Annotated in this window: 22 protein-coding genes and 1 tRNA gene; 15 read left to right on the top strand and 8 right to left on the bottom strand. The window is 63.2% G+C overall.

Features of this window, described 5'->3' with window-relative positions:
• Positions 1-5 precede the first annotated feature (5 nt).
• The 3 genes from AAFP32_RS08515 (at position 6) to metX (ending at position 5,894) form a co-directional block, all read left to right on the top strand.
• Positions 6-3,359, top strand: coding sequence for an error-prone DNA polymerase (locus tag AAFP32_RS08515; RefSeq protein WP_350271430.1), 3,354 nt, complete (start codon positions 6-8; stop codon positions 3,357-3,359).
• A 176-nt stretch (positions 3,360-3,535) separates the two neighbouring features.
• Positions 3,536-4,858 (top strand): O-acetylhomoserine aminocarboxypropyltransferase/cysteine synthase family protein, encoded by a 1,323-nt coding sequence (locus tag AAFP32_RS08510; protein WP_350271429.1) that lies wholly within the window; start codon positions 3,536-3,538, stop codon positions 4,856-4,858.
• Between the two features lies 1 nt (position 4,859).
• Positions 4,860-5,894 carry a homoserine O-acetyltransferase MetX gene (gene metX / locus AAFP32_RS08505; RefSeq protein WP_350271428.1) on the top strand — a complete coding sequence of 345 codons (1,035 nt, stop codon included), beginning with the start codon at positions 4,860-4,862 and terminating at the stop codon, positions 5,892-5,894.
• A 182-nt stretch (positions 5,895-6,076) separates the two neighbouring features.
• Here the strand turns inward: metX and AAFP32_RS08500 are convergent, their stop codons facing one another.
• Entirely contained in the window at positions 6,077-8,134 is a 2,058-nt protein-coding gene (locus AAFP32_RS08500) for an acyl-CoA dehydrogenase (protein ID WP_350271427.1), read from the bottom strand.
• On the bottom strand, positions 8,131-8,718 hold the full coding sequence (locus tag AAFP32_RS08495; protein ID WP_101618651.1) for a TetR/AcrR family transcriptional regulator: 588 nt from the start codon (positions 8,716-8,718) through the stop codon (positions 8,131-8,133). The genes AAFP32_RS08500 and AAFP32_RS08495 overlap by 4 nt, the downstream gene beginning before the upstream one ends.
• Positions 8,719-8,776: 58 nt before the next feature.
• On the opposite strand from AAFP32_RS08495, the gene AAFP32_RS08490 reads away from it, so the two are divergent.
• The 5 genes from AAFP32_RS08490 (at position 8,777) to AAFP32_RS08470 (ending at position 13,941) form a co-directional block, all read left to right on the top strand.
• On the top strand, positions 8,777-10,066 hold the full coding sequence (locus AAFP32_RS08490) for an acetyl-CoA C-acetyltransferase (RefSeq protein WP_101641581.1): 1,290 nt from the start codon (positions 8,777-8,779) through the stop codon (positions 10,064-10,066).
• Positions 10,063-11,415 carry a 3-oxoacyl-ACP reductase gene (locus AAFP32_RS08485; RefSeq protein WP_350271426.1) on the top strand — a complete coding sequence of 451 codons (1,353 nt, stop codon included), beginning with the start codon at positions 10,063-10,065 and terminating at the stop codon, positions 11,413-11,415. Before AAFP32_RS08490 ends, AAFP32_RS08485 begins: the two co-directional genes overlap by 4 nt.
• Complete coding sequence (locus AAFP32_RS08480) at positions 11,412-12,269, top strand: MaoC family dehydratase (protein WP_350271425.1); 858 nt, start codon at positions 11,412-11,414, stop codon at positions 12,267-12,269. The genes AAFP32_RS08485 and AAFP32_RS08480 overlap by 4 nt, the downstream gene beginning before the upstream one ends.
• Positions 12,270-12,384: 115 nt before the next feature.
• Positions 12,385-12,472: transfer RNA gene (locus AAFP32_RS08475), tRNA-Leu, on the top strand.
• 161 nt (positions 12,473-12,633) lie between these two features.
• Complete coding sequence (locus tag AAFP32_RS08470) at positions 12,634-13,941, top strand: M20/M25/M40 family metallo-hydrolase (RefSeq protein ID WP_350271424.1); 1,308 nt, start codon at positions 12,634-12,636, stop codon at positions 13,939-13,941.
• Here the strand turns inward: AAFP32_RS08470 and AAFP32_RS08465 are convergent.
• Together AAFP32_RS08465 and AAFP32_RS08460 are read right to left on the bottom strand one after the other, a co-directional pair.
• Complete coding sequence (locus AAFP32_RS08465; protein WP_350271423.1) at positions 13,895-14,872, bottom strand: DMT family transporter; 978 nt, start codon at positions 14,870-14,872, stop codon at positions 13,895-13,897. The two genes, AAFP32_RS08470 and AAFP32_RS08465, sit on opposite strands and share 47 nt — an antisense overlap.
• Before the next feature lie 11 nt (positions 14,873-14,883).
• Positions 14,884-15,087: a DUF5703 family protein gene (locus AAFP32_RS08460; RefSeq protein WP_233430311.1), complete on the bottom strand. Its 204-nt coding sequence runs from the start codon at positions 15,085-15,087 to the stop codon at positions 14,884-14,886.
• Between the two features lie 37 nt (positions 15,088-15,124).
• On the opposite strand from AAFP32_RS08460, the gene AAFP32_RS08455 reads away from it, so the two are divergent.
• Positions 15,125-15,829 (top strand): histidine phosphatase family protein, encoded by a 705-nt coding sequence (locus AAFP32_RS08455; protein WP_350271422.1) that lies wholly within the window; start codon positions 15,125-15,127, stop codon positions 15,827-15,829.
• A 69-nt stretch (positions 15,830-15,898) separates the two neighbouring features.
• On the opposite strand, the gene AAFP32_RS08450 is transcribed toward AAFP32_RS08455, so the two are convergent.
• Positions 15,899-16,732, bottom strand: coding sequence for an undecaprenyl-diphosphate phosphatase (locus AAFP32_RS08450; RefSeq protein ID WP_101641591.1), 834 nt, complete (start codon positions 16,730-16,732; stop codon positions 15,899-15,901).
• Between the two features lie 69 nt (positions 16,733-16,801).
• Between AAFP32_RS08450 and AAFP32_RS08445 the strand changes: the two genes are divergently transcribed.
• Complete coding sequence (locus AAFP32_RS08445; RefSeq protein ID WP_350271421.1) at positions 16,802-17,704, top strand: aldo/keto reductase; 903 nt, start codon at positions 16,802-16,804, stop codon at positions 17,702-17,704.
• 24 nt (positions 17,705-17,728) lie between these two features.
• Here the strand turns inward: AAFP32_RS08445 and AAFP32_RS08440 are convergent, their stop codons facing one another.
• A complete protein-coding gene (locus AAFP32_RS08440; protein WP_101641595.1) occupies positions 17,729-18,010 on the bottom strand; it encodes a hypothetical protein in 282 nt (93 codons plus the stop codon).
• 57 nt (positions 18,011-18,067) lie between these two features.
• Between AAFP32_RS08440 and AAFP32_RS08435 the strand changes: the two genes are divergently transcribed.
• Genes AAFP32_RS08435 through mshC form a run of 3 tightly spaced genes read left to right on the top strand, consistent with a single transcriptional unit; the run spans position 18,068 to position 20,771 of the window.
• Positions 18,068-18,631, top strand: a complete 564-nt coding sequence (locus AAFP32_RS08435; protein ID WP_350271420.1) for a DUF3090 family protein — start codon at positions 18,068-18,070, stop codon at positions 18,629-18,631.
• A 58-nt stretch (positions 18,632-18,689) separates the two neighbouring features.
• Positions 18,690-19,451 (top strand): SCO1664 family protein, encoded by a 762-nt coding sequence (locus AAFP32_RS08430; protein ID WP_350271419.1) that lies wholly within the window; start codon positions 18,690-18,692, stop codon positions 19,449-19,451.
• Between the two features lie 60 nt (positions 19,452-19,511).
• Positions 19,512-20,771, top strand: coding sequence for a cysteine--1-D-myo-inosityl 2-amino-2-deoxy-alpha-D-glucopyranoside ligase (gene mshC / locus AAFP32_RS08425; RefSeq protein ID WP_350271418.1), 1,260 nt, complete (start codon positions 19,512-19,514; stop codon positions 20,769-20,771).
• A gap of 11 nt (positions 20,772-20,782) precedes the next feature.
• Here mshC and AAFP32_RS08420 read toward each other — a convergent pair whose 3' ends face one another.
• A complete protein-coding gene (locus tag AAFP32_RS08420; RefSeq protein ID WP_350271417.1) occupies positions 20,783-21,613 on the bottom strand; it encodes a PAC2 family protein in 831 nt (276 codons plus the stop codon).
• A 22-nt stretch (positions 21,614-21,635) separates the two neighbouring features.
• On the opposite strand from AAFP32_RS08420, the gene AAFP32_RS08415 reads away from it, so the two are divergent.
• On the top strand, positions 21,636-22,295 hold the full coding sequence (locus tag AAFP32_RS08415; RefSeq protein ID WP_350271416.1) for an HAD family phosphatase: 660 nt from the start codon (positions 21,636-21,638) through the stop codon (positions 22,293-22,295).
• Here AAFP32_RS08415 and AAFP32_RS08410 read toward each other — a convergent pair.
• Complete coding sequence (locus AAFP32_RS08410; RefSeq protein ID WP_101641602.1) at positions 22,273-23,082, bottom strand: RecB family exonuclease; 810 nt, start codon at positions 23,080-23,082, stop codon at positions 22,273-22,275. The two genes, AAFP32_RS08415 and AAFP32_RS08410, sit on opposite strands and share 23 nt — an antisense overlap.
• Before the next feature lie 106 nt (positions 23,083-23,188).
• On the opposite strand from AAFP32_RS08410, the gene AAFP32_RS08405 reads away from it, so the two are divergent.
• Entirely contained in the window at positions 23,189-24,349 is a 1,161-nt protein-coding gene (locus AAFP32_RS08405; RefSeq protein WP_350271414.1) for a site-2 protease family protein, read from the top strand.
• Positions 24,350-24,364: the final 15 nt, after the last annotated feature.

Raw genomic sequence — 24,364 nt, 5'->3', positions numbered from 1 at the left:
CGCCGATGGGCTTTTCGAATCCGCGCACCCCCTGGTCCCAGCTGGCCCAGCGGCTGGAGGGCAAGCAGACCAGCGGCAAGCAGGTCACCGACAGGCAATCGGTCGACAAACATGCCGATGGATCCGACGCGCCTGCCTTCTCCCGTCCCGACCGTCATCAGATGTCGGTGGGACCCGGCGGTTCCGATGGCGCTGGCCGGTATTCGGGGCCGGGCCAGGGACCCATTCTGCGCACCTCCACCGTCGAATGGGCCGAGCTGCATGCACACTCCCAGTTCAGTTTCCTCGATGGGGCCTCCGACCCGGAGGAGCTCGTGGCCGCAGGCGCCGCCGCAGGGCTGACATCCTTAGCGCTGACCGATCACAATGGTCTCTATGGTGCGGTGCGATTCGCCCATGCCGCCGCCGAGGTGGGCCTGCCCACCGTCTTCGGCGCGGAGCTGTCCGTGGGGTTGGAGGAGAAGATCCCCGGCCAGACCGATCCCGATGCCACCCACCTTGTGGTCCTTGCCCGCGGAGTCGAGGGATACCACCGACTGTCGACGGCCATCACCGAGGCCAACCTGGCAGGAGAGAAGAACCGGCCGGCGTTCGGTCTCGAAGAGCTGGCCGCGATGAGCGGGGACTGGACGATCCTCACCGGCTGCCGCAAAGGCCCTCTGCGCCGAGCTCTGAATGATCCAGACGGTGGACTCGGAGCCCTGCGCGAACTCATCGCCCGCTTCGGGCGCGAGCGGATCGCGGTCGAACTCAGCCGGGACGGAACCCCAGACGACGACGAACGGCTGCGCCACCTCGGCGAGCTTGCACAGCGGGCTCATGTGCCGGTCGTGGCCAGCAACGGTGTGCACTTCGCTACCCGGGCGCAATGGAAGTCAGCGCAGGTGAGGGCATCGGTGAGGTCTCGGCTGTCCCTCGACGAGCTGGCCGGGTGGCTGCCGGCGACGGCGAATGCCCGGATCCATACGGGCGAGGAGATGGCCGCACGCTTCCCCCGGCAGGCGTTGGAGAACGCCGTGGCCATCGGGAAGGAATGCTCCTTCGTCCTGAACTCGGCCCGCCCGGACCTGCCGCGTGCCCCGATGCCCGATGCCCGTGGGGCCGAAGAGTATCTGCGTGAGCTGATTGAAGACCGCGGCGCCAGGCGCTACGGATCCAGGGCTGCAAACCCGAAGGCATGGGCACAGCTTGATCGGGAGATGAACATGATCGCGACGCTGGGGTTCTGTGGATACTTCCTCATCGTCTACGACATCACCGAGTTCTGCCATCGAGTGAGCATCTTCTGCCAGGGGAGAGGCTCGGCGGCGAACTCCGCAGTCTGCTATGTCCTCGACATCACCGCCGTCGACGCGGTCAAGCACGAACTCCTCTTCGACCGCTTCCTGTCACCGGATCGCAAGGGCTATCCGGATATCGACATCGACATCGAATCGGGCAGGCGGGAGGAAGTCATCCAATATGTCTATGATCATTTCGGCCGTGAACGCGCCGCTCAGGTCGCGAACGTCATCACCTACCGGGCGAAGTCAGCGATCCGGGACGCGGCCTTCAGTCTGGGCTACGAACCGGGCCAGCAGGATGCGTTCTCAAAGGCCAGCAACCGTTGGTCGACCCTGCCCGAGGCCTCCGATTCCCCGGTCCCGGCCCCGGTGCTCACGATCGCCGGCGACCTCCTCGGCTCACCCCGTCACCTGGGCATCCACTCGGGCGGCATGATCCTCGCTGATCGTCCCATCGGTGAGGTCGTTCCGATCGAGAAGGCCACGATGGGCCATCGCACCGTTGTCCAATGGGACAAAGACGACTGTGCCGCCATGGACCTGGTGAAGTTCGACCTGCTGGGACTGGGCATGCTCACCGCACTCCACGAGATGGTCGACCTGGTCCACAGGCACACGGGCGAGCTCATCGAACGCGCCCATATCGATGACGAGGACGAGGACGTCTACAAGATGCTGCAGAAGGCCGATGCGGTGGGTGTGTTCCAGGTCGAATCGCGGGCTCAGCTGGCGACCCTTCCCAGGCTGCGTCCGGAAACGTTCTACGACCTCGCCGTCCAGGTTGCACTGATCAGACCCGGCCCCATCCAGGGCGGTTCCGTCCACCCCTATATCCGCAGACGACAGGGCCTTGACGAGGTCGAATACCTCCACCCTCTGCTGCAGAAGTCCCTGGCCAAGACCTACGGGGTGCCGCTGTTCCAAGAGCAGCTCATGCAGATGGCCATCGACGTCGGCGGTTTCACCGGTGCCGATGCCGATCAGCTGCGCCAGGCCATGGGGTCGCGGCGATCAGAGAAGCGGATGAACGAACTGGCGCAGAAGTTCCAGGCCGGTGCCGCAGCCAAAGGAGTCGACGAGGAGACGGCGGAGTCCATCTTCTCCACGATTGCCGCGTTCGCCAACTACGGGTTCCCCGAATCTCATGCGATCAGCTTCGCGAACCTCGTCTACCAGTCGGCCTGGTTCAAATACCACCATCATGCGGCGTTCACTGTGGGCCTGCTGCGCAGTCAGCCGATGGGCTTCTACTCGCCGCAGTCACTCGTCGCCGACGCCCGCCGGCACGGTGTGAGAATCCTACCCGTGGACATCCGCCATTCGATGGCCGGCACCGACCTGGAACGCCTCGAAACCGATGGCATCGGAACCTCGGGCGAGTTCGGGATCCGATTGGGTCTCGACTCGGTGGCTCATGTCGGTTCTTTTGCCGAGGTGATCGTGACCGAACGCGCGAGGGCACCATTCGCCTCGGTGGCAGACCTGGCAGAGAGGACCGGCATCGGAAAGCAGGCACTCGAAGGGCTGGCAACCGCGGGAGCATTGAGCAGCTTCGACCTCGACCGCAGGCAGGCACTGTGGCTGGCCGGAGGAGTCGCGGGAGCACACCCGGGCGTGCTCCCGGGAACCGCCACGATCTCCTCGGCGCCGAGCCTGCCGACCATGGATGCCTTCGACACGACCCTGGCCGAACTCTTCTCCACCGGGATCACGGTCGACGGGTACCCGACCGAGATCCTGCGAGCGTCCCTGATCGAACGGGGCTATGCCTCGACAGCGGATGCCGCGGCGGCTGCGGACGGGACCCGGATGACGGTGGCCGCCATCGTCACACACCGACAGCGCCCGGGCACGGCCTCGGGGATCACATTCATCAACCTCGAGGACGAATTCGGGATGCTCAACGTCGTGGCCACGCCCGGGCTGATGAAGCGGTTCCGGCCGATCGCGACCTCGCGCAACGCCCTCGTGGTCACCGGGCTGATCCAACGCGGGGGAGAGGTTGTGAGCCTCTACGCCCACAAGCTCATCCCGCTCGAGGTGCAGCTGCCGACCAAGGCCCGCAACTTCCGGTGAGGACCCCGCAGCCGGGGTGATGGATCTGCGAACGGTGTGACGAAACATGACGCCAGGTGACACGAACATGACGAGATCGCATACTCGCAGCCTGAGAGTCGAAGACAGTAGTGACATCACCACAACCACTCGCGCGGACCACCACGGGCGAATCAGCCATACCCGGAGGAGACACCATGACCCAGTCATTCGAAACTCGTCAGATCCATGCTGGTCAGACACCGGACCCGACCACCGGCTCCCGTGCGCTGCCCATCCACCAGACCACCTCCTTCGTCTTCGACAGCAATGAGACGGCAGCGAACCGCTTCGCACTCACCGAGCTCGGTCCCATCTACACCCGCATCACCAACCCGACCACAGAGGTCGTGGAGAACCGCATCGCCGACCTCGAAGGCGGAGTCCACGCCGTGCTCACCGCATCTGGACAGTCAGCAGCCCTGCTGGCGATTACGAACGTCGCCGAAGCCGGTGACCACATCGTCGCCAGTTCCAGTCTCTACGGCGGAACCTACAACCTGCTTCACGTGACCCTGCGCAAACTCGGCATCGAGACCACGTTCGTCGACGTCGACGACCTCGATGCTTGGAAGAACGCGACACAGGAGAACACGAAGCTCTTCTTCGCCGAGGTCGTCTCCAACCCCCGCTCCGATGTCCTCGACATTGCAGCTGTGGCTGACATCGCTCACGAGGCCGGTGTTCCGCTCTTCACCGACAACACCCTGGCCACCCCCTACCTGGTGCGCCCGATCGAGCACGGTGCCGACGTCGTTCTCCACTCGGCCACGAAGTACCTCGGCGGACATGGCACCTCGATCGCCGGTGTCGTCGTCGACAGCGGAAACTTCGACTACGGCACGCGGCCGGAGAAGTTCCCCGGCTTCAACACCCCGGATGAGTCCTACAACGGTCTGGTCTACGCTCGCGACCTCGGCGCGGATTCGCCGTTCGGCGCGAACGTCTCCTTCGGTCTCAAGGCCCGCGTGCAGGGCCTGCGTGACCTCGGACCAGCCGCCAGCCCGTTCAATGCGTTCCTCATCGCCCAGGGACTGGAGACTCTGAGCCTGCGCATCGACCGCCATGTCGAGAATGCGAACAAGGTTGCCTCCTACCTTGAGAACCACGAACAGGTCAGCCGCGTCGCCTTCGCCGGACTCGAGTCCAGCCCCTGGCGCGACAAGGCCAAAAAATACCTGCCGAACGGTGTCGGCTCGGTCCTGTCCTTCGACATCGCCGGCGGCTTCGACGCCGCCGTGGCCTTCGTCGATGCACTCGAACTGCACTCACACGTGGCCAACATCGGCGATGTCCGCTCCTTGGTCATCCACCCGGCGTCGACGACTCATTCGCAGCTTGGCGAAGACGCGCAGGCTGCTGCCGGTGTGAACCCGGCACTCGTGCGCTTGTCCGTGGGGCTCGAAGGCAGCGCCGACATCATCGCCGACATCGACAAGGGCTTCGCCGCTGCCGCAGCGAATGCGTCGGCCGCAGCCTGACATGACTACCCAGAGCACTTCCGTCGAGCGAATTCTGGGCTTCGTCACAGAATCCGGACACACGTTCGGAACTGTCGAAGTCGCCTACGAAACCTTCGGCAGACTCAACTTCGACCGCAGCAATGCGGTCCTGATCGAACACGCCCTGACCGGCGACACCAGCGTCACCGAATGGTGGGCAGGAGTCGTCGGTCCGGGCGAGGCGATCGACACGGACGAATACTTCGTGGTGTGTGCGAATTCGCTCGGTGGGTGCTCGGGAACCACGGGACCACAGTCTGTCTATGACGACGGACTGCCCTACGGATCCAGATTCCCTGCGGTCACCATCCGCGATATGGCCCGCTTAGAACACAATCTCGGGCAGATACTCGGGATCGATTCGTGGCATGCCGTCATCGGCGGGTCAATGGGCGGAGCCAGAGCCCTCGAATTCGCCCTGCTCGACAACCGCAAGGTGAAGAAGTGCGCGATCATCGCCGCACCAGCTTTCTGTGAAGCCGATCAGATCGCCTGGGCGATGATGCAGGAACGTGCGATCGAACTCGACCCCGACTACTACTCCGGTGACTACACAGCGGTCGGCCGTTTCCCTGCCCAAGGTCTCGGCCTGGCCCGCCAGATCGCCCACCTGACCTACCGCAACGATGCGGAGCTCAACCATCGCTTCTCCAGGCGACGCAGATCGCCTGACTACTACGAGGTCACCTCATACCTCGACCACCAGGCGAAGAAGCTCACCGCCCGGTTCGACCCACACAGTTATGTCGTGCTCTCCCGCGCTCTGCGCGATCACGACGTGCGCATGGGCCGCTGCCACGACCTGGCGACTTCATTGGCCGATGCCTGCACCGACAACCTCGTCGTCTCGGTCTCCTCAGATCGGCTGTTCCCGCCCGCACAAGTGGAACTTCTCGCCCAGAATCTGCCTGGAGCGGTGACCCATCACGTCATCGAATCCGAGGTCGGTCACGACGGTTTCCTCACGGAGACTGCAACAGTCTCAGCGGCGCTGAAGGACTTCCTCAGCGCCTGATCGCCAGTGATTTCCCCTGACTGCCAGTGATTGCGCGCGGTCGCGCTCGAGCTGCCGGTGACCGGCAACTGTCGTCCGGCACACGAGACACTCCCGCATACGAGTCGTGGAGTCCAGCACAACGCGGGAGGGGCCGTGCGGCTGATTCGCCGCACGGCCCCTCACACTGCCTGTCAAGACTTCTACTCCGTCTTGCGGCCGTCCTTCTCAGCTGCCTTCCGGGCCGCCTTCTCGGCCTTGCGCAGCTGCTTCTCCGGGACCGCATAGTCCTCCTGCGCACGGGAGTGACGGTAGTAGTCTGCAGCTTCGTCCTGGCGCTTGGCCTCAACACCGGTCGCGATCGTGGCGCGGCGATGATCATCGCCGTAGCCGAATGCCTCCACCAGGTCCAAAGCATTGGCCGACAGCTTCGCGCACAGGCGGTTGAGGGTCTCGTTGAGCTGCCGGGCGCGCAGCATCGGCAAACGACCGTACATCAGGTGCCAGCCCACATGCTTTTCAATGAGGCTGAGACCGTAGGTATCGCGCAGACGTCGAAACACCTTGTTCTGGTCGGGGTCCTGCTGCTCTCGCATCGCCTCGTCGAGGGCCTTCCACTTCTCCAACTCGACGTAGGCACGAGCCATCTCGATGAACTCATGCTGATTGGAGTTGAACAGGTCCGCAGCATCTGCTGCTGACATCTTCATCGCTGGGCGCAGCGCCTGAGCGAGCCCGGAGACCATGACCTCGAGCCTGGTCTCGAGGAGCGAACGCTGCAGACGTCCGGAGCGGATCCGCTTCTCGCCGAGGTTGGGGGTGAAGACGTCGGAGATGGCGAGTCCCGCATTGGCCAGTCCAGAGCGGTAGAGCGTGCGCTCAGCCGCCTGGGTGCCGATGTAGCGGGCGGCCCCGCCGACATCGATATTTGCGAACTCCTTCGCATAGTCGCCGAGGAGGCGCTTGGCAGCCAGCTGCAGGAGCACGGTGTTATCGCCTTCGAACGTGGCATAGACGTCGAGGTCGGCGCGCAGCCCCACGAGACGGTTCTCGGCCATGTAGCCGGCCCCGCCGCATGCCTCCCGGCACTCCTGGATGACGTCGAGGGCCATCCACGTCGTATCGGCCTTGAACGCCGCGGCCCGAGTCTCGAGCAGCGCACGATTCTCCTCGCTTTCGTCGGCGCCGGAGAACACCTCGTCGAACGAGCTGAGGAGCTTCTCGTGAGCGAAGGCTGAAGCATAGACGGAGGCGATGGCCGGCATCAGGCGGCGTTGGTGCTGCTGATAGTCCAGCAGAGTGCTCTCATTGATGTCGTCGACAGAGGTGAACTGCTTGCGCTCGAGCCCGTAGCGCACGGCGATGTCGAGGGCCAGCTTCGAGGCCACGATGGCCGCACCATCGAGGGAGACACGACCCTGGACCAGGGTCCCGAGCATCGTGAAGAAGCGGCGGCCCGGTGAGTCGATGGGGGAGGTGTATTCGCCCGCGGCATTCACGGCTCCGTAGCGATCGAGAAGGTTGAACCGAGGAATGCGGATCTGATCGAAGGCGATGCGACCGTTGTCGACGCCCCTGAGGCCTCCCTTGAAGGCGTCGTCTTCGATGTTGATGCCCGGCAGGACCTCACCGTCCTCGTCTCGAATGGGCACGAAGAACGCGTGCACACCATGATTGATGCCACCGGTGATGAGTTGGGCGAAGACCACTGCTGCACGGGCGTCGCGGGCGGCATTGCCGATATACTCCTTCGTCGCAGCGCGGAAGGGGGTGTCAATGACGAATTCTTCGCTCTCGGCCTCATAGGTCGCAGTGGTGCCGACCGCTGCCACATCAGAGCCGTGACCGATCTCCGTCATCGCGAACGATCCCAACAGCTCACCCTTCTGGGCGGCCAGCAGCCAGGCTTCGTGCTGTTCGGAGTTGCCCAGGTGCAGAATTGCTCCGCCGAAGAGCCCGAACTGGACTCCAGCCTTGATCTGGAGGCTGGGGGAGGCTGTGACGGTCTCTTCGAAGCCTGCGACGTTGGTCGCGTGTTCGTTGAGGCCGCCCAGAGCCTTCGGCAGGCTCTTCATCGGCAGTCCCGAGTCGGCCATGAGACCCACTCCTGTCAGCGTCTTCGCCCGAGTCGTCTCGAGATCATCGGCGGGATCCTCGTGTGTGACCTCCTGGTGAGCCAGGGTCCGCCCCTGGCGTCGAGCCTCGGCCCAACGTCCGTCGAGAGCAGTGTTGATCGCCTGTGGATCAAGGGAAAGCTTCATTCGTGTACTCCTAATTTTGCGGGCAGTGAGGCCCAGAGCCATTGACTGATTGCGGTTGCGAATTCATCGGGGCGGCCAGGGTTGGCCAGCCAGTTCTCGGTCGCGGCACGCACGAATCCGATTGCACCCGCTGCCCACAGCTGTCCCTGAGCGCCCTCAAGGACCAGCCGATCGGCGAGGAGGCCGGCGATCGAGTTGAAGAACCCGCCGGTCTCCGTCGGTGCGAACCGATTCACTGCGGTATCGCAGAATCGGTAGATATTCGGCGATTCTGCGGCGAGCGCGACGAAAGCATGGATCATCTTGGTCAGTGCATCCTGCGCCGAGGCAGCTGTTGCGTCATCGAGTGACTTGGATATGACATCCATCGCCCATTCGCCCATTGCCGCCTGCAGTCCGGCGCGATCCGTGAAATACCGGTAGAGCACCGACTTCGTCGTGCCCGAATACTCCGAGATCTGCTCCATCGACAGTTCGTCACCGTACTCGTCGACGACATGCCTGACGGCTCGCAGCAAGTCCTGGCGCCTGTCGTCGCGATGCTGCTGCCACCGAGTGGAGCGACCGTCTGTGAGCGATTTCATGTGACAGACGGTATCAGGTACTGTCGGTAACAGTTAAATCCATATACCGGAGGTGCAAATGTCCACTCCCACTCAGCGTGCCGTCATTCTTGGCGGTAACCGCATTCCGTTCGCTCGCTCGAACAAGCAATACGCCAAAGCGAGCAATCTCGATATGCTCACGAGCGCCCTCGACGGACTCGTGGCTCGCTTCGGCCTGGCAGGTGAGAGCATCGGTGAAGTTGCCGGTGGTGCCGTCCTCAAGCACTCGAAGGACTTCAACCTCACTCGCGAGGCGGTCCTCGGTTCCGCCCTGTCGCCGACAACACCGGCGTTTGACGTCGGGCAGGCCTGTGCCACCGGTCTTGAGACCGTGGTCAGCCTCAACAACAAGATCAACGCCGGCCAACTCGAGTCGGGCATCGCTTCGGGCGTCGACTCCGCGTCGGATGCCCCCATCGTCGTCAATGATTCGATGCGTGAGATCCTGCTCGAACTCTCACGGGCAAAGACCCTCACCCAGCGGGCGAAGATCGCCGCGCAGATCCGACCGGCCTATCTGGCTCCCCAGGCGCCGTCGACGGCTGAGCCACGCACAGGCATGAGCATGGGCGAGCATCAGGCGATCACCACTGCCCAGTGGCAGATCACCCGTGAGGCTCAGGACGAACTGGCTCTGGCCTCCCACCACAACCTCGCCCGCGCCTGGGATGAGGGCTTCTTCGATGATCTATCGACGCCGTACCTCGGCGTCAGCCGCGACACCAACATGCGCGCGGACTCGTCCGCTGAATCTCTGGCTAAGCTCTCACCCGTGTTCGGCAAGAAGCTGAGCTCGCCGGCGACGATGACTGCCGGCAACTCGACACCGCTGACAGACGGAGCATCCTCTGTCCTCCTCGGCAGTGAGGACTGGGCCAACGAGCACGGCTTCACCCCTCTGGCCCGCCTCGTCGACGCCGAAGCCGGAGCGGTCGACTTCGTCGACGGAGCCGAGGGTCTGCTCATGGCCCCGGCCTACGCGGTCCCGCGCCTGCTGGCTCGCAACGGACTGACGTTTGAGGACTTCGACGTCTTCGAGATCCACGAGGCATTCGCCTCGACCGTGCTCAGCCACCTGGCGGCATGGGAGTCTGAGAAGTTCTGCCGTGACAAGGTCGGCCTCGACGGAGCACTGGGTTCCATTGATCGGACCAAGCTCAATCCGCTCGGATCAAGTCTCGCCGCCGGACACCCGTTCGCGGCGACCGGTGGGCGCATCATCGCCTCCACCGCTAAGTACCTCAAGCTCACCGGAAAGAAGAGATCGCTGGTCTCGATCTGCGCAGCAGGCGGCCAGGGACTCACCGCGATTGTGGAGGCAGCATGAAAGACACCTACCTGGGCTTGGTCAACGGCCCACTGAAGCAGGTCGCGAAGACACTGGGCCTGCCGCAGCCAGTCGAACTCCACCGCTTCGGTTCGACCCCGGCGGACTTTCGTCAGAAACCTGTCCTCGTTCTCGGCTCCGGACCTGAGGCGCAGAAGCTGGCCGACCTGCTGTTGGACAACGGTCTCGAGGTTCGACGCCATGCCAGCTCGGGGGAGTCGCTGCGGGCCATCATCGCCGTCTTCGACGCAGCCACCGCGCCCGGTGACCTGTCAGAGACGGTGCTCGAGATCGGAACAGCGCTGCGATCGCTTGTCCGCTGCGGACGCGTCATCACAGTTTCCGCAGCCCCGAACCCGACGCAGCAGAGCCCCGAACTCGCCGCCGCGACTCAGGGGATCACCGGTCTGACACGTTCCATGGCTCATGAGATGCGCAGTGGGGCGACCGCCAACGGGATCCTCCTCGACGGCGTCGACGTGCAGGCCCCCTCTGTGTCCACTGCGCTGTGGTTCCTGCTCTCAGGCAAATCTGCCTATGTCTCGGGTCAGTTCATCACCGTCTCGACTCAGGCCGGCACCCCGATCGGGTTGCAGGAGTTCCTGTCGACCGGCGAATCCGGCCCGTTGGCAGGACGAACCGCTGTCGTCACCGGTGCCGCTCGCGGGATCGGTGCCGCGATTGCGCGCAACCTGGCCCGTGATGGTGCCCACCTCATCGGCGTCGATATGCCGCAGGCCGGACAGGCTCTGGCAGAGGTGATGAATGAGGTCGGAGGCAGATCCCTCCAACTCGACATCACCACAGAGACCGCGGCGGAGAAGATCGCCGAGGCGGTCGGAGGTCCGGTCGACATCCTCATCCACAATGCCGGAATCACCCGAGACAAGATGCTGGCGAATATGGATGCCTCCCGCTGGGATTCCGTCATTGCCGTCAACATCGCCTCCCAGGCCCGAATCAACGCCCATCTGAAGGCCGAGGATCTATTCGCCGAGGGCGCACAGGTCGTGTCACTGGCCTCGACCTCGGGCATCGCGGGCAACCGCGGGCAGACGAACTACGCAACCTCGAAGGCCGGGGTCATCGGACTCACCGCCGCCTCGGCGCCGGACTTCGGCAAGCGCGGAGGATCGATCAATGCGGTGGCTCCCGGTTTCATCGAAACCGACATGACAGCCAAGATGCCGGCATTGACCAGGCAGGTTGCACGCAGACTCTCCAGCCTTCAGCAGGGAGGACAGCCAGTCGACGTGGCCGAAGCCATCGGTTTCCTCGCCTCGGCGGGGGCCCGTGGGATCAACGGATCGACGCTGCGAGTGTGCGGTCAGAACATGGTGGGTGCATGATGGCGAAGGAATCGATGCTGCCCCTCTATGCGAAGGCCGTGCTCAAGGCACTGCCGCTGGGCACACGCACGAGCCCGGACCTGCCTGATCGCGCCTTGGATCGCAGCATGCCGATCGAGGCCGATGCCTACGCCGGTTTCACCACTGTCATCGGGGCCGGGCTGGGAAATATCGTCCACCCGGGCTACCTCCACGTCCTCGCATTCCCACTGAGCATGCAGCTGCTCAGCGATCCCGAGGTGCCACTGCCGATGATGGGCATGGTCCACATCCACAACAGGATCGACAGCCTCCGTGCCGTGCATGTCGGTGACAGTGTCGACTTCCAGGTGGAGCTGGCCGGTCCCTACCAGCATTCAGCAGGAACCACGATCGAGGTCATCGTTGAGGCGAAGGTTGAGGGTGCTCTGTGTATGCGGGAGACCACGACTTATCTGGCCAAGGGCAAAAAGCTGCCCAATGCGGAATCGAAACCACAGGCGCCGCGGGAGGAGTTCACGGCTCCCACCCCGAGCGCACTGTGGCGACTCGACCCGATCATCGGCCAGCGCTATGCCCACGCCTCGGGTGACTACAACCCGATCCACCTCAACGGGTTGGCAGCGAAGGGCTTCGGCTTCCCGCGCCTCATCGCCCACGGAATGTACGGTGCCTCCCGCGCCCTGTCCGCGGTCGATACGAGGCTGGAGTCGTATCGGTGGGATGTGTCGTTCGCGAAACCTGTGCTGCTGCCCTCGACCGTTGGCTTCGCCATCACCGATGGGCATCGGCACGAGACCGCGAAGTTCGCCCTCTTCGATCTCAAGTCCGGCAAACCGCACATCCTCTCCACGGTCTCAGACCTCGCCGAATGAGCCTGTGCAGTGGGCGGCGAGGAGCTTCAGAGAAGCCGTTGAGTGCCGTGCATCACAATCGGCCAATCTGATTTTGCACGGCCGAATGTCGCGTGTAAAGTTATCTCTGTTGCCAGCGCGAGTGGCGGAATTGGTAGACGCGCTAGCTTGAGGTGCTAGTGCCCAACTTATCGGGCGTGGGGGTTCAAGTCCCCCTTCGCGCACAACAGAGGAAATGGCCTCCGGATCTGATCCGGAGGCCATTTCTCATTCACTTCTGCATTGTCGGCGGCCAGCACGATCGGTGGACACCATGGATCGCGCTGGCGCAGTTGATATAACGTGGATCACGTCAACTCTTCTCACCTTTCCGACGGGAGACTCCGTGTACGATTTCAGCGCCGCCGAGGCCGAGGTCACTTCACTGTGCCAGCAGCTCATTCGCATCGACACACAGAACTGGGGAGGCAACAAGGTCAACCCCGAACGGCCGGCTGCGGATCTCATTGCCGGCTGGTTCGATGAGGTGGGACTGACGTCCACGATCATCGAATCCGAACCCGGCCGTGCCTCCCTGGTCGCCCGGATCAAAGGAACTGATCCCGAGGCAGACGCGCTCGTCGTTCACGGCCACACCGATGTGGTTCCGGCGGCAGCCGAGGACTGGAGCGTCGACCCCTTCGCTGGTGTCATCAAGGACGAGATGCTCTGGGGCCGTGGAGCCGTCGATATGAAGGACATGGACGCGATGATCATCGCCGCCGTGCGCGACATGCTCCGCCAGGGTCTGCGCCCACGTCGAGACCTCATCATCGCCTTCTTCGCCGATGAGGAAGCCGGCGGCACCTACGGCGCCCGCTACGTGGTCCGCAACCACCCGGAGCTCTTCTCCGGAGCCACGGAGGCGATCTCCGAGGTCGGCGGGTATTCCGTCGACGTCCGCGGTCAGCGCGTGTACCTCGTCCAGACGGCAGAGAAGGGCCTTGCCTGGCTCAACCTCATCGCCCACGGCACGGCGGGACACGGCTCCCAGCGCAACGACGACAACCCTGTCACCCGGCTCGCCGCCGCCATCGCCCGCATCGGCGAATATCCATGGCCGCAGGAGATCCCGGTCGCGACCCGACAGCTCCTTGAAGGAGTTGCGGAGATCACCGGTATCGAATTCCGGGCCGATACGATCGGGGACCTCCTGGCCGAACTCGGCTCGGTTGAGAAGTTTGTAGCACCGACCCTGCAGAACACCTCGAACCCGTCATTCCTCAACGCCGGCTACAAGCACAACGTCATCCCGGGCACGGCCACGGCATTCGTCGACTGCCGTACCCTTCCAGGTCAGCACGAGGACGTGATGCTCAAAATCAAGGAACTCGCGGGTGAGGGCATCGACATCGAGGCCAACGACGAAGGAGACGCTTTGGAAGCGCCCTTCGACACGCCACTCGTCGCGCAGATGTGCACAAGTCTGCTCGATGACGATCCCACAGCGAAGGTGCTGCCGTACACGTTGTCGGGCGGCACAGACAACAAGTCCATGGCCGAGCTGGGCATCACCGGCTACGGATTCGCGCCGCTGCAGCTGACGGGGGACCTCGACTTCCCTGCGATGTTCCACGGCGTCGACGAACGAGTGCCGATCTCCGCGCTCAAGTTCGGGGCGAGGGTCCTGGGCGATTTCCTGATGAAGGCATAATCGTCATCGCGATTCCGAGGAGCACCATGGCGGCGCTGATGACCGTCGTGGTGCTCACCAGGGAACCGGGCGTGGGCAGCAGGAGATCGAGCAGGAGTGCACCGACGAGATTTCCGAACAGAGAGAACAGGCTGAGCAGCAGCACGCCGAGCTTCGCCACGGTCAGCGCGGTCAGACCGATGAAGGTCACCCCGAAGGCCCCGCCCAGCAGCATCCACCACTGAGTGGGTTCCGTCGGGAAGCCGGCCCAGGTCACTCCGGAGAACATGATGACCCCGGCAGCCACGAGCAGGGCGAGGAAACCGACGGCGAAGTTCACGGTGGTGGCGACGATGACCGAGCCTGTGGCGGCTTTGATCCGTCCGTTGAATGCCTGTTGGACCGAGGTCAGCGCACCCGAGACGAAGGGCAGCAGCAGGGCCCAGAGCGGGACTCCCATGGTGAGTCTCTCCGAGGCCCCGTAGATCAGGGCTGCAATGACGATGAGGACGCCGAAGGCCCGAAAGAATGTCAGACGTTGCTTCCCGCCCGGTGGCAGGCGTGTGGAGTCGACGACGAGACCACCGGTCACCTGGCCGGAGACGAACGCCATGGTGAACATCGCGACGCCCATGATCGGTACGGTCGAGGCCTGAGCGATGACGACGAGGCCACCGCTGAGACCACCGAGCATCATCCACCAGGGCATCGCGTGGGTGCGGACCAGCCGGATCAGATTCAGAGCACCGGTCCGAGAGCGGGGGGAGCACAGCAGTGTCGTGCCCGCGAGGGTGAGTCCGATTATGAACGAGACGAGCGCGGCGAAGACAGAGTGGCCCAGGATCGGACCGAGCAGGCCGTTGGCGCGTCCTTGGAGCGACATGGCACCGCCGGCCACGATGGTGACGAGGCCGGCGACGAGGACAGGGAGGAGTGGGGCGGGGGATTTCACTTAGTTCGAAGTCATCTGCTTGACGTCAGAGGCATGATCTTGCGGCGCAGCCACACGGTCTTGGTGCCTCCCACAGAGATCCGGGTCCGGGCCAGCTCCCATTTGCCGTACTCCGCCTCATCATTGAGTTCCTGCAGACTGACAGATCGTGGTGTTTCTCTGGAGAACGAGACCTTGCGGAACTCATAGGTCATGCTGGGACGCTGACGTTTCATAGGCTCACTGTAAACGATCTGGGCTAGTGTTGATTGCATGCCCGTCATCGTTCTCCTTCGGCACGGCGTCTCCAGCGCGAATACGGCAGGAATCCTCGCCGGACGCGCTCCCGGCGTGTCGCTGACCGATCAGGGTGTCAGTGCCCTTCGCAACACCCTTCGGATGCTCCCGCAGCAGCGTTTTTCCCGTCTGCTGCATTCGCCGCTCCTGCGATGCGAGCAGACGGCACTGATCGCAGCGTCAACGATTGCCGCTGATTCTGTTGCAGCCGTGGATGACCTGATCGAACTCGACTATGGCGAATGGACCGGGCGCAGCCTGAAGGAACTCGGCGGTGAAGAGCTGTGGAAAACCGTCCTCGAACGCGCGTCGCAAGCGCATTTCCCTGGTGGGGAATCCATCGCCGAGGCAGCCGACCGTGCCGTGTCGCGTGTGAGAACCGTTGTCGACGAGCTCCGCACAGAGGAACGGAACGAAGAAGAACAGCGAAACCGGAGCGGCGATGATCATGAGGGCAAGGCCAGTCGCTGGGCGATGCTCGTCTCACACGGAGATATCATCAAGGCGATCATTGCCGATGCGCTGGGCATGCCTCTTGATGATTTTCAGCGAATCAGCGTTGCTCCGGGCTCGTTCACTGTTATCGACTTCTCGGGGCCACAGCCAGTGCTGACAGCGATGTCGGTCACCGCAGCCGGTCTCTCAGAGGGAAGCACGCCCGGTGGTGGCGGGCTCCGCTGACGACCAAACGGGGCAGCCAGGCCCGAGTGCCAGCCGGCGCCGAGAACCCGCTGGGTCAGGCCGGACCGATCAGGTGGCTGCGAGGACTCCCGTCCCGAGCAGGATGTAGAGCACGATGCCCAACGCCACGCGGTACCAGACGAAGATCGCGAACGACTTGGTCTTCACGTAGCCGAGGAACCAGTGGATGACGAGGAGTCCGAGTCCGAAGGCAATGATGGTGGCCAGGATCGTAGGTCCCCAGCCGATGACCATGTCTGTGCTGCCGAGCGTCTGAAAAACACTGTAGAAGCCCGATCCCAAGACTGCTGGAATGGCGAGCAGGAACGAGTAGCGGGCAGCGGAAGGACGGTCGAAGCCCATGAACCGCCCGGCCATGATCGTGCCACCAGAGCGTGAGACACCGGGGATGAGTGCCAGTGCCTGGGCGAGGCCATAGATGATGCCCTGCGCCCAGCTCATATCGTCGAGGGTGCGTTCCTTTTTGCCCACCCAGTCTGCGAGGCCGATGATGAGGCCGAAGACGATGAGCATCGTTGCGGTGAGCCACAGACTGCGGAGGGCACCCTCAATGGCGTCCTGAAACAGCAGACCGAGGATGACGATCGGAATCGAACCGACGATGATCAGCCAGCCGAGCCGAACTTCAGGGTCTTTGCGGTCGTGTTTGCCGACCAGCGCCTTGCACCATTTGGAGATGATGGAGACGATGTCGCGCCAGAAGTACACGACGACAGCCGCCTCGGTGCCGATCTGGATGATCGCAGTGAAGAACGCGCCCGGATCCTGGCCCGGCAACATGAACTCACCGACGATGCGCACATGCGCCGAGGACGAGATCGGCAGAAACTCTGTCAGTGCCTGAACGATGCCAAGCACAGCTGCGACCAGCCAGTCGTACATGCGACTCCTTGAGAAAGTGGGGTGGGAACGAAACCACGGTAGTCGCCGAATCAGGTAACCTCAACTATCATGAAGCACCAACGCCTCGGCAACACCGGTCTTGAAGTCAGCGATGTGGGTCTCGGCACATTTGAGTGGGGGCACCGGGTCGACACCACAGTCGCACAGCGTCTCGTCGACGAGTACGTCGACGCTGGTGGGAACCTCATAGAGCTTCCCAGTTCGGGAGTGCACGCGGCTCAGGCGCTGTCTGCGCTGAGTCTTCCTGAGCAGATCGTGTTGGTTGGCCGAGTGGGCGTGTCCATGAGTGAGTCATCCCGCATCGAAGTGGGTCTGGGCCGGGCTCGGATTCTCGATCAGGTTGATGCTCTGCTGAGTGCCACCGGACGTTCCCATATTGACGTGCTCATCCTCGATGTCTTCGATGCTGACGTGGACAGGGCGGAGACTGCCTCGGCAATCGATACCCTGCTGACAGTGGGCAAGATCCGGTACGTCGGCGTCTCCCACCATGCTGGCTGGGAGCTCGCGGAGATGCGCGGAGCGGGTGTGCCGATCGCCTGCGCCATCGCCGAATACTCCCTGCTCAACAGGGAGGCAGAGCACGATCTGCTTCCCGCCGCGAACTACGCAGGCGTGGGACTCATCGCTGGTGCCGGCCTGGGCAGGGGAGTGCTGAGCGACAAATATCGGCGCGGAACCCCGCAGGACTCACGCTTCGCCGCAGGTGAACTCACCGACTATGTCGGTGCCTACCTCGACGAACGATCGACTCGGGTGCTGGCAGGGGTCCGCAAGGCCGCGGCAGCACTGGGCGTGACCACTACGGACATCGCGTTGGCATTCAACAGGCACCAGGGAATCGCGTCGTCATTGGTCTCTGCTCGCACCCCTGAACAGCTGATTCAGGTGGTCGGCAGCGAAGTCGAACTCGAACCCGAGATCGCCGAGGTGCTCGACCAGATCTCGTGAGGTCTCAGTCGGACTATCTGAGCCTCAGTCGTCCTCGTCGTCCTCGTCGACGGTGAAATCACCGTCGAGTTCATTATTGGCGTCGTCCTCTTTGGCGTCTTCGACATCGTCGAAGAGCTCGAACGGAGTGACCTCGTCATACGCGGTGTAGATCGCGTCTTCATAGATTTCGAAGGCATCGGCCAAGGCCATATAGGCGGCTTCGACACGAGGGTCTTCGTCTCCGTTGCGGTGTGCGGATGCAGCGAAGTGCTCGCCCACCGCTTCGAGGAATGCGTCCAGGGCCTCACGAGGATCAGTGCTCATGACTCAAATGTATCCCAGGGAAGTCGGACATGTAAGTCTTTGAACTAGGCTGAAGGCATGGCAGCTTTGTACGACCACCCCACCCCAGAGCGATTCGTCGTCGGCACGATCGGTCTGCCGGGTGAGCGAACGTTTCTCCTGCAAGCGAAATCTGGAACCACGCTGACCACAGTGGTGGTGGAGAAGGAACAGGTTGAGGTCCTCGCTGATCGCGTCACCGAGCTCCTCGACATGGTCATGGTCAAGGATCCCGTTGCGCGAGTGTCCCAGTCTGCGATCGACGAACGCATCGACAACGCCGGACTCAACGTTCCGATCGAGCCCGAATTCCGGGTCGGGACCATGAGCCTGGGCTGGGACACTGTCGCCCATGAACTCGTGGTCGAATGCTTCGAACTCACCGAGGAGGATGCTCAGACGGGCACGTCAGCAGAGCCTGATGACGATGAAGTCGACCGGGAGGTACTGCGCATCGTTCTCGACGCCGCCGGCTCCCGCGAGTTCGCCCGCCGGGCCGACCAGGTCGTCTCCGCTGGTCGTGGCAACTGCCCCTTCTGCTCGCTGCCGTTGGAGCCCGAAGGGCACCTGTGCCCCCGTGCCAACGGCATAGCGCGCACCTGAGCGCGTCATGTACGCAGCTTTCGCGCAGCAAGTCCTAGAGCAGGGCACCTGCACAACAATGGGAGCGATCCCGCGGGCCAGCAACGACACCCGTCTCGTGGTCGTCGACCACTCCGGCACACACCTCAAAGCCGTCTACAAACCGGCATCGGGGGAGCGACCGCTGGCGGACTTTCCGCCACACACCCTGTCGTTGCGCGAGGTGGCGTCCTACCGGCTGAGCGCTCACCTCGACCTCAACGTGGTACCGCCGACCGTCCTGCGCGGAGACCTGGGAGCGGGGCCAGGGTCGCTCCAGGCCTACGTCGAGGACTCCGGGCATGATGACGCCGTCGCCCTCACCGGGGTCGATGGCATCCCTGCCGATCACACTCCGATGTTCGCCCTGAGGACCGAGGACGGCACCGATCTGGTGCTGTCCCACGACACCCGGGAAGGTCTGCGGGCAATCGCCTTCTTCGACCTTCTCGCAAACAACGCCGACCGGAAGGCGGGCCACATCATCACCGGCAGTTACCTGCCGGGCAGCGGCCCGACCAGCATCGGCACCTACGGCATCGACAACGGTCTGACCTTCCACGCCGAAGAGAAGGTGCGTACCGTTCTGTGGGGTTTCTCTCGTCTGTCGTTCAGGGCCGAAGAGATTGACGCTCTCGACGAGGTAGCCCGAATGCCCGCGGAACTTTGCACCGCGCTGTCTGAGTGCTTGGAAGACGCCGAGATCGAGAGTCTGCGCGCCCGGGCCGAGCGCCTGGGAGAGGCGGGGACCTTCACCGAGCCGCCTCAGGATCGGACCGTGATTCCCTGGCCGCCGATCTAGACGGAGCACTGCCGGAGACAGGAGGTGCCGTTCTGCTATGACTCGGTTAGGCTGGTCTCCGTGAAGTCATGGTCCGAACCTCAGCTACCCCGCCTCACCAGCCCCGGAAAGGTGCCGACAGTATTCGACACCGGCACGCGGAGCCCACGCAGACTCAAAGGGCGTGACCAGGCGGCCGGTCTCTATGTATGTGGAATCACCCCCTACGACGCCACCCATCTCGGTCACGCGGCAACCTATGTCGCCTTCGACCTGCTGAACAGGGTGTGGCGCGACGCGGGGCTCGACGTCGTCTATGTGCAGAACACAACCGATATCGATGACCCTCTGCTCGAGAGGGCCAAGGCGACGGGAGTCGATTGGCGTGAGCTTGCCGAATCCCAGATCGAACTGTTCCGTGAGGACATGAACGCGTTGCGAGTGCTTCCGCCCCAGCACTACATCGGCGTCGTCGAGACGGTCGATCAGATCGTCGAAGCGGTAGAGGACCTTGTCGAATCGCGGGCTGCGTACACCCTCGACAACGGCGACGTGTACTACCGGGTCTCAACCCCGATCCGTCCGCCCTTCGGCAGCATCAGCCACGACGATCAGGCCACGATGGCCACGCTCTCAGCCGAACGCGGGGGCGACCCGGAAACACCGGGCAAAGACAATGAGATCGACCCTCTGCTGTGGAAAGCCGCCCGAGAGGGCGAGCCGTCCTGGGACGGCGGGAAGCTCGGGCCAGGTCGCCCAGGCTGGCATATCGAATGCACAGTCATCGCCAACAACTATGCAGGACTGCCCGTCGACGTTCAGGGCGGTGGCAGCGATCTGGTGTTCCCACACCACGAAATGAGCGCGGCTCACGCGGCAGCGTGGAAGCAGACACCGCTGGCCCAGACCTATATGCACACAGGCATGGTCGGCTACCAAGGCGAGAAGATGAGCAAGTCCAAGGGCAACCTCGTCCTCGTCTCGAAGCTGCGCGAACAGGGCGTTGACCCGATGGTCATTCGCACAGTGCTGCTGTCGAACCACTACCGCAGCGACTGGATCTTCACCGACGATCTGCTCGAATCCGCCTCGGCGCGACTGCAAGCCTGGAGACATGCGGCAATGTGCGAAGCCGAATGCCGGGAGGGACTGCGCGGACACATCATCGGTCTGCTGCGTGAATCTCTGGCCGATGACCTCGACAGCCCCCGTGCATTGGGCATCCTCGACGAATGGGCCGAACACTATGCGGATTCACCCGCTGCCGAGACTGCTCCGGCGTGCGGCAATCGGGTCGCCGACGCCGTCGATGCCCTGCTTGGCCTCGACCTGCACGCCTGAGCTCGAGCCTTCTACCTCTCACGGCCGCGCTTGCGCAGATAGCGCTCGAACTCGGCGGCGATCGCATCGCCGCTGGCTTCAGGCAACTCTGTGGAATCATTGAGCTGCTCGAGTCCCTTGAGCAGCTCCACGAGATGAGGATTGAGCGCGACCAATTCATCGGCACCGAGCTCCCAAGCCCGGCTCTCCTCCTCGAGGATGGGAATGTCGATCTCGAGTCCCGTGTACTTCTCCACTGCTGAGGCCAGGGCCAATTCGGCCTTGGGCGAGGGCGAGTCGGTGAGATAGTCGGGCACACCGACCCACAGGTTGATCGCACGCAGTCCTCGCCTGTCGCATTCGACGCCGAGGAGTCCGAGAATGCCGATCGGACCCGCATAACCATTGACGTCGATCTTCAGATCCGCGGCGAGCACTGCATCCTCTGTGTTCGCGACAACGGGCAGGGGCCGCGTGTGGGGGACCTCCGCGTGCAGGCCTCCGAGCAGAACCACACAGTCCTCGGCAGTGACCTCGGAGAGGATGAGTGAGAGGAACTCGCGCCACTTCAGCCCCGGCTCATGTCCCTGGATGACGGTGACCGGCGTACCCAGATGCTGTCCCCGGTGGACCTCGATTCCCGGCCACGCAATCGTGGCCCGACCCGTTTCGTCCCGAACGATCTCAGGCTCGGAGAATCTGAACTCGTAGAAGCCGTCGGTGTCCAAGATCTCACTGTCGCCCAGTCTCCATGACTCGATGAGATCCTTGACCAGTGAACTGGCGGCCTCAGAGGCATCCGCGTCCTGTCCCTCGAAGGCGATGAACACGAGTGCTCCGGACCCTGATGGAAGAAAAGTCATGCTTCAAGATTACGCTGGAATCATGATGAATCCTGCCGCAGTCCTCTGGGACATGGACGGAACGCTGGTTGATACGGAACCGTATTGGATCAGGGCCGAGACCGAACTGATGAACGCGCACGGCATTGACTGGAGCGAAGAGCAGGGCTTGGAGTTCGTGGGCAATGATCTTCTCACTTCTGCTGCGATGATGCAGGACGCGGGACTCGACCTTCCGGCCGCGGTCATCGTCGACACGCTCCTCGACAAGGTCGTCGCGAAGATCGAGGAAGCAGTGCCGTTTCGCCCCGGAGCTCTCGAGTTCCTCGATGCGATCGTCACTGCCGGCATTCCCTGCGTGATGGTCACGATGTCCTACCGGCGACTTGCCGAGGCGGTCATCTGCGCATGTCCGGACGGCAGCTTCGTCGATCTCATCTCCGGCGACGAGGTCACCGCCGGCAAACCCGATCCAGAGCCCTATCTCAAGGGAGCGGCGCTGCTTGGCCTCGACCCGGGAGCCTGCGTGGCACTCGAAGACTCGAAGCCAGGTCTCGCCAGCGCAGAAGCAGCAGGCACCATCGCAATCGGTATTCCCCATCTGGTTCAGCTCGAGGAGCGCCCCGGCCGGATCCTGTGGTCAAGCCTCGAGGGGCGCAGTGTTGCCGACCTCAGGGAGCTCACGTCCCGACAATCCGTGTGATCTCCGGCGTCGGCGGGGGAGTGTTGCCCCACGCGGGGCACAACGGTTTGAAGGTGCACCAATTGCACAGCGGAGACTTCTTCGGACGCCAGCGGTCTGCCTCGGCGGAAGCGATGATGTCCTTCCAGATCGACTCGATCTCGAACTGGGTGCGTTCGATGTCACTCATCGTGGGATGGGACTTGAGGATGCTCTGCGACCCCAAATACATGAGCTGGAGCGTGTGCACGAGCTCACCCGTCAGGCGATACTCGACGAGGGCGTAGAAGCCCATCTGGAAGTTCGCCTCTCGACCGTACTGGGGCTTGGGCTGTTTGCCCGTCTTGTAGTCGACCAGACGCTTCTCACCGCCGGGGGCGACATCCACCCGGTCGATGAAGCCACGCAACTCGAGGCCATTGTCGAGTTGCGTGCGGACGTACTTCTCCGTCTCATCCGGTTCGAGGTGCTCGGGGAATTCGAGTGTGAAGTAGGCGCGCAGCAGGTTGCCGGCTGTTGTGAAGAATGTCTCCTTCTCGCTCTCCTCGCCGAAGATCGCGAGCACATCGGGATCTTTGTCGACGAGTTCGTCCCAACTGGGACGCAGCAGTGACTCGGCGACATCCTGGGTCCGCTGCGCAGCCGGCAAGGCGAAGAGCTTCTCAAGCACAGAATGGACGAGCGTCCCTCTGAAAGCGGCCTGCGACGGCGGTTCCGGAAGCTTGTCGATGCTGCGGAAACGAAATTTCAAGGGACATTGTACGAAGTCGTTGGCCCGTGAGGGCGAAAGACTGATCAACTCGGCCATGTCACCACTGTAACGACTTGGCCTGACACGACGCGCCTGAACGCGACCGAGACCTTGTCGCTGTTAGGCTGAGCAGACCCGACCCCAAGCAAGAGGAACTCCTTCGATGGCCGCGAAAAATCACCAGACTGGTGCCTCTTCGGGCTTACACCTGGGGACCGTTCTCGGCGCCCCGGTGATCCTGGCCTGGTCATGGTTCCTCGCCGCCATCGTGATCACGATCCTGTTCGCTCCGTGGGTGAACAATGTCCGGCCCGACCTCGGTGTCTGGGCCTGGTTCGTCGCATTCGCGTATGCGGTTCTGCTGTTCGGTTCGGTCTTCCTCCACGAGCTTGCGCACGGTGTCGCCGGACAGTTCTATGGACTCAAGGTCGCCGCGATCGAACTCAATATCTGGGGCGGATTCACCAGGTTCGAACCGCAGGTCGAGAATCCGCGAGACAAGGCGGCGCTCACCAGTTTCGTCATCTCCATCGTCGGTCCGATCGTCAACATCGTTCTGGCACTGTTGGGCTGGTGGTGTCTGAGCGCGGTCTCGCCAACCTCGGTTCCGTGGCTTCTGCTCATTGCGGTGACTTTCGCGAACGTCGCACTCGGCGCCATCAACCTCCTCCCCGGCATTCCGCTGGACGGCGGGTGGGCGCTGCAGGCACTGATGTGGCGCCTGACCGGTTCGCAGTACCTGGGAACGATCGTCGCCAGCTGGGTTGGTCGAGTCATCGCCGTCGGTTTCATCGGCTGGTCGGTCATCACGCCGTTGTTGGCAGGTGAGCGCCCGGACCCGCTGACCGTGGCGTGGATGTCGTTGATCGCCATCATGCTGTGGTTCTCCGCAGGAGACGCTGCGACCCATGCGAAGCGGGCCCGGAAGATGGAGACCTACGACCTGTCGCAGGTCATCCAGCCCGCCATCGCAGCAACCTGGGACGCGGACCTTGCAGACACACTCGACTATGCCAACACGCTGGGCAACGCAAAAGAACGCACCCTCATCGTAGTCCTCGACCAGAAGGGCCTGCCCTACGGGCTCGTCGACAGGCATGCAGCGGCAGGTCGCCTGGCAGAGTCGCTTGACCAGGTCCCGGCAGGCGAGGTCGCCCGGCCTCTGGCCGGATGGATCGGAGTCCCGAGGGACATCACCGCCCCACACCTGCTCGAGTCACTGACCCACCGGCCCAAAGCGCAGTTCAGCCTGGTCATGGACGAGAACACCCTTGTCGGTGTGATCGACCTGCAGGAATTCTTCGACGAGCTTCTCGCAGCCTGAACCAGGTGTGCTGAG

Origin of the sequence: Brevibacterium sp. CBA3109 (genome assembly GCF_040256645.1) — a bacterium.
Classification (GTDB): Bacteria; Actinomycetota; Actinomycetes; order Actinomycetales; family Brevibacteriaceae; genus Brevibacterium; species Brevibacterium koreense.
Note: the sequence above shows the minus strand (reverse complement) of the source record. Positions and strands in the feature narration are given on the sequence as shown.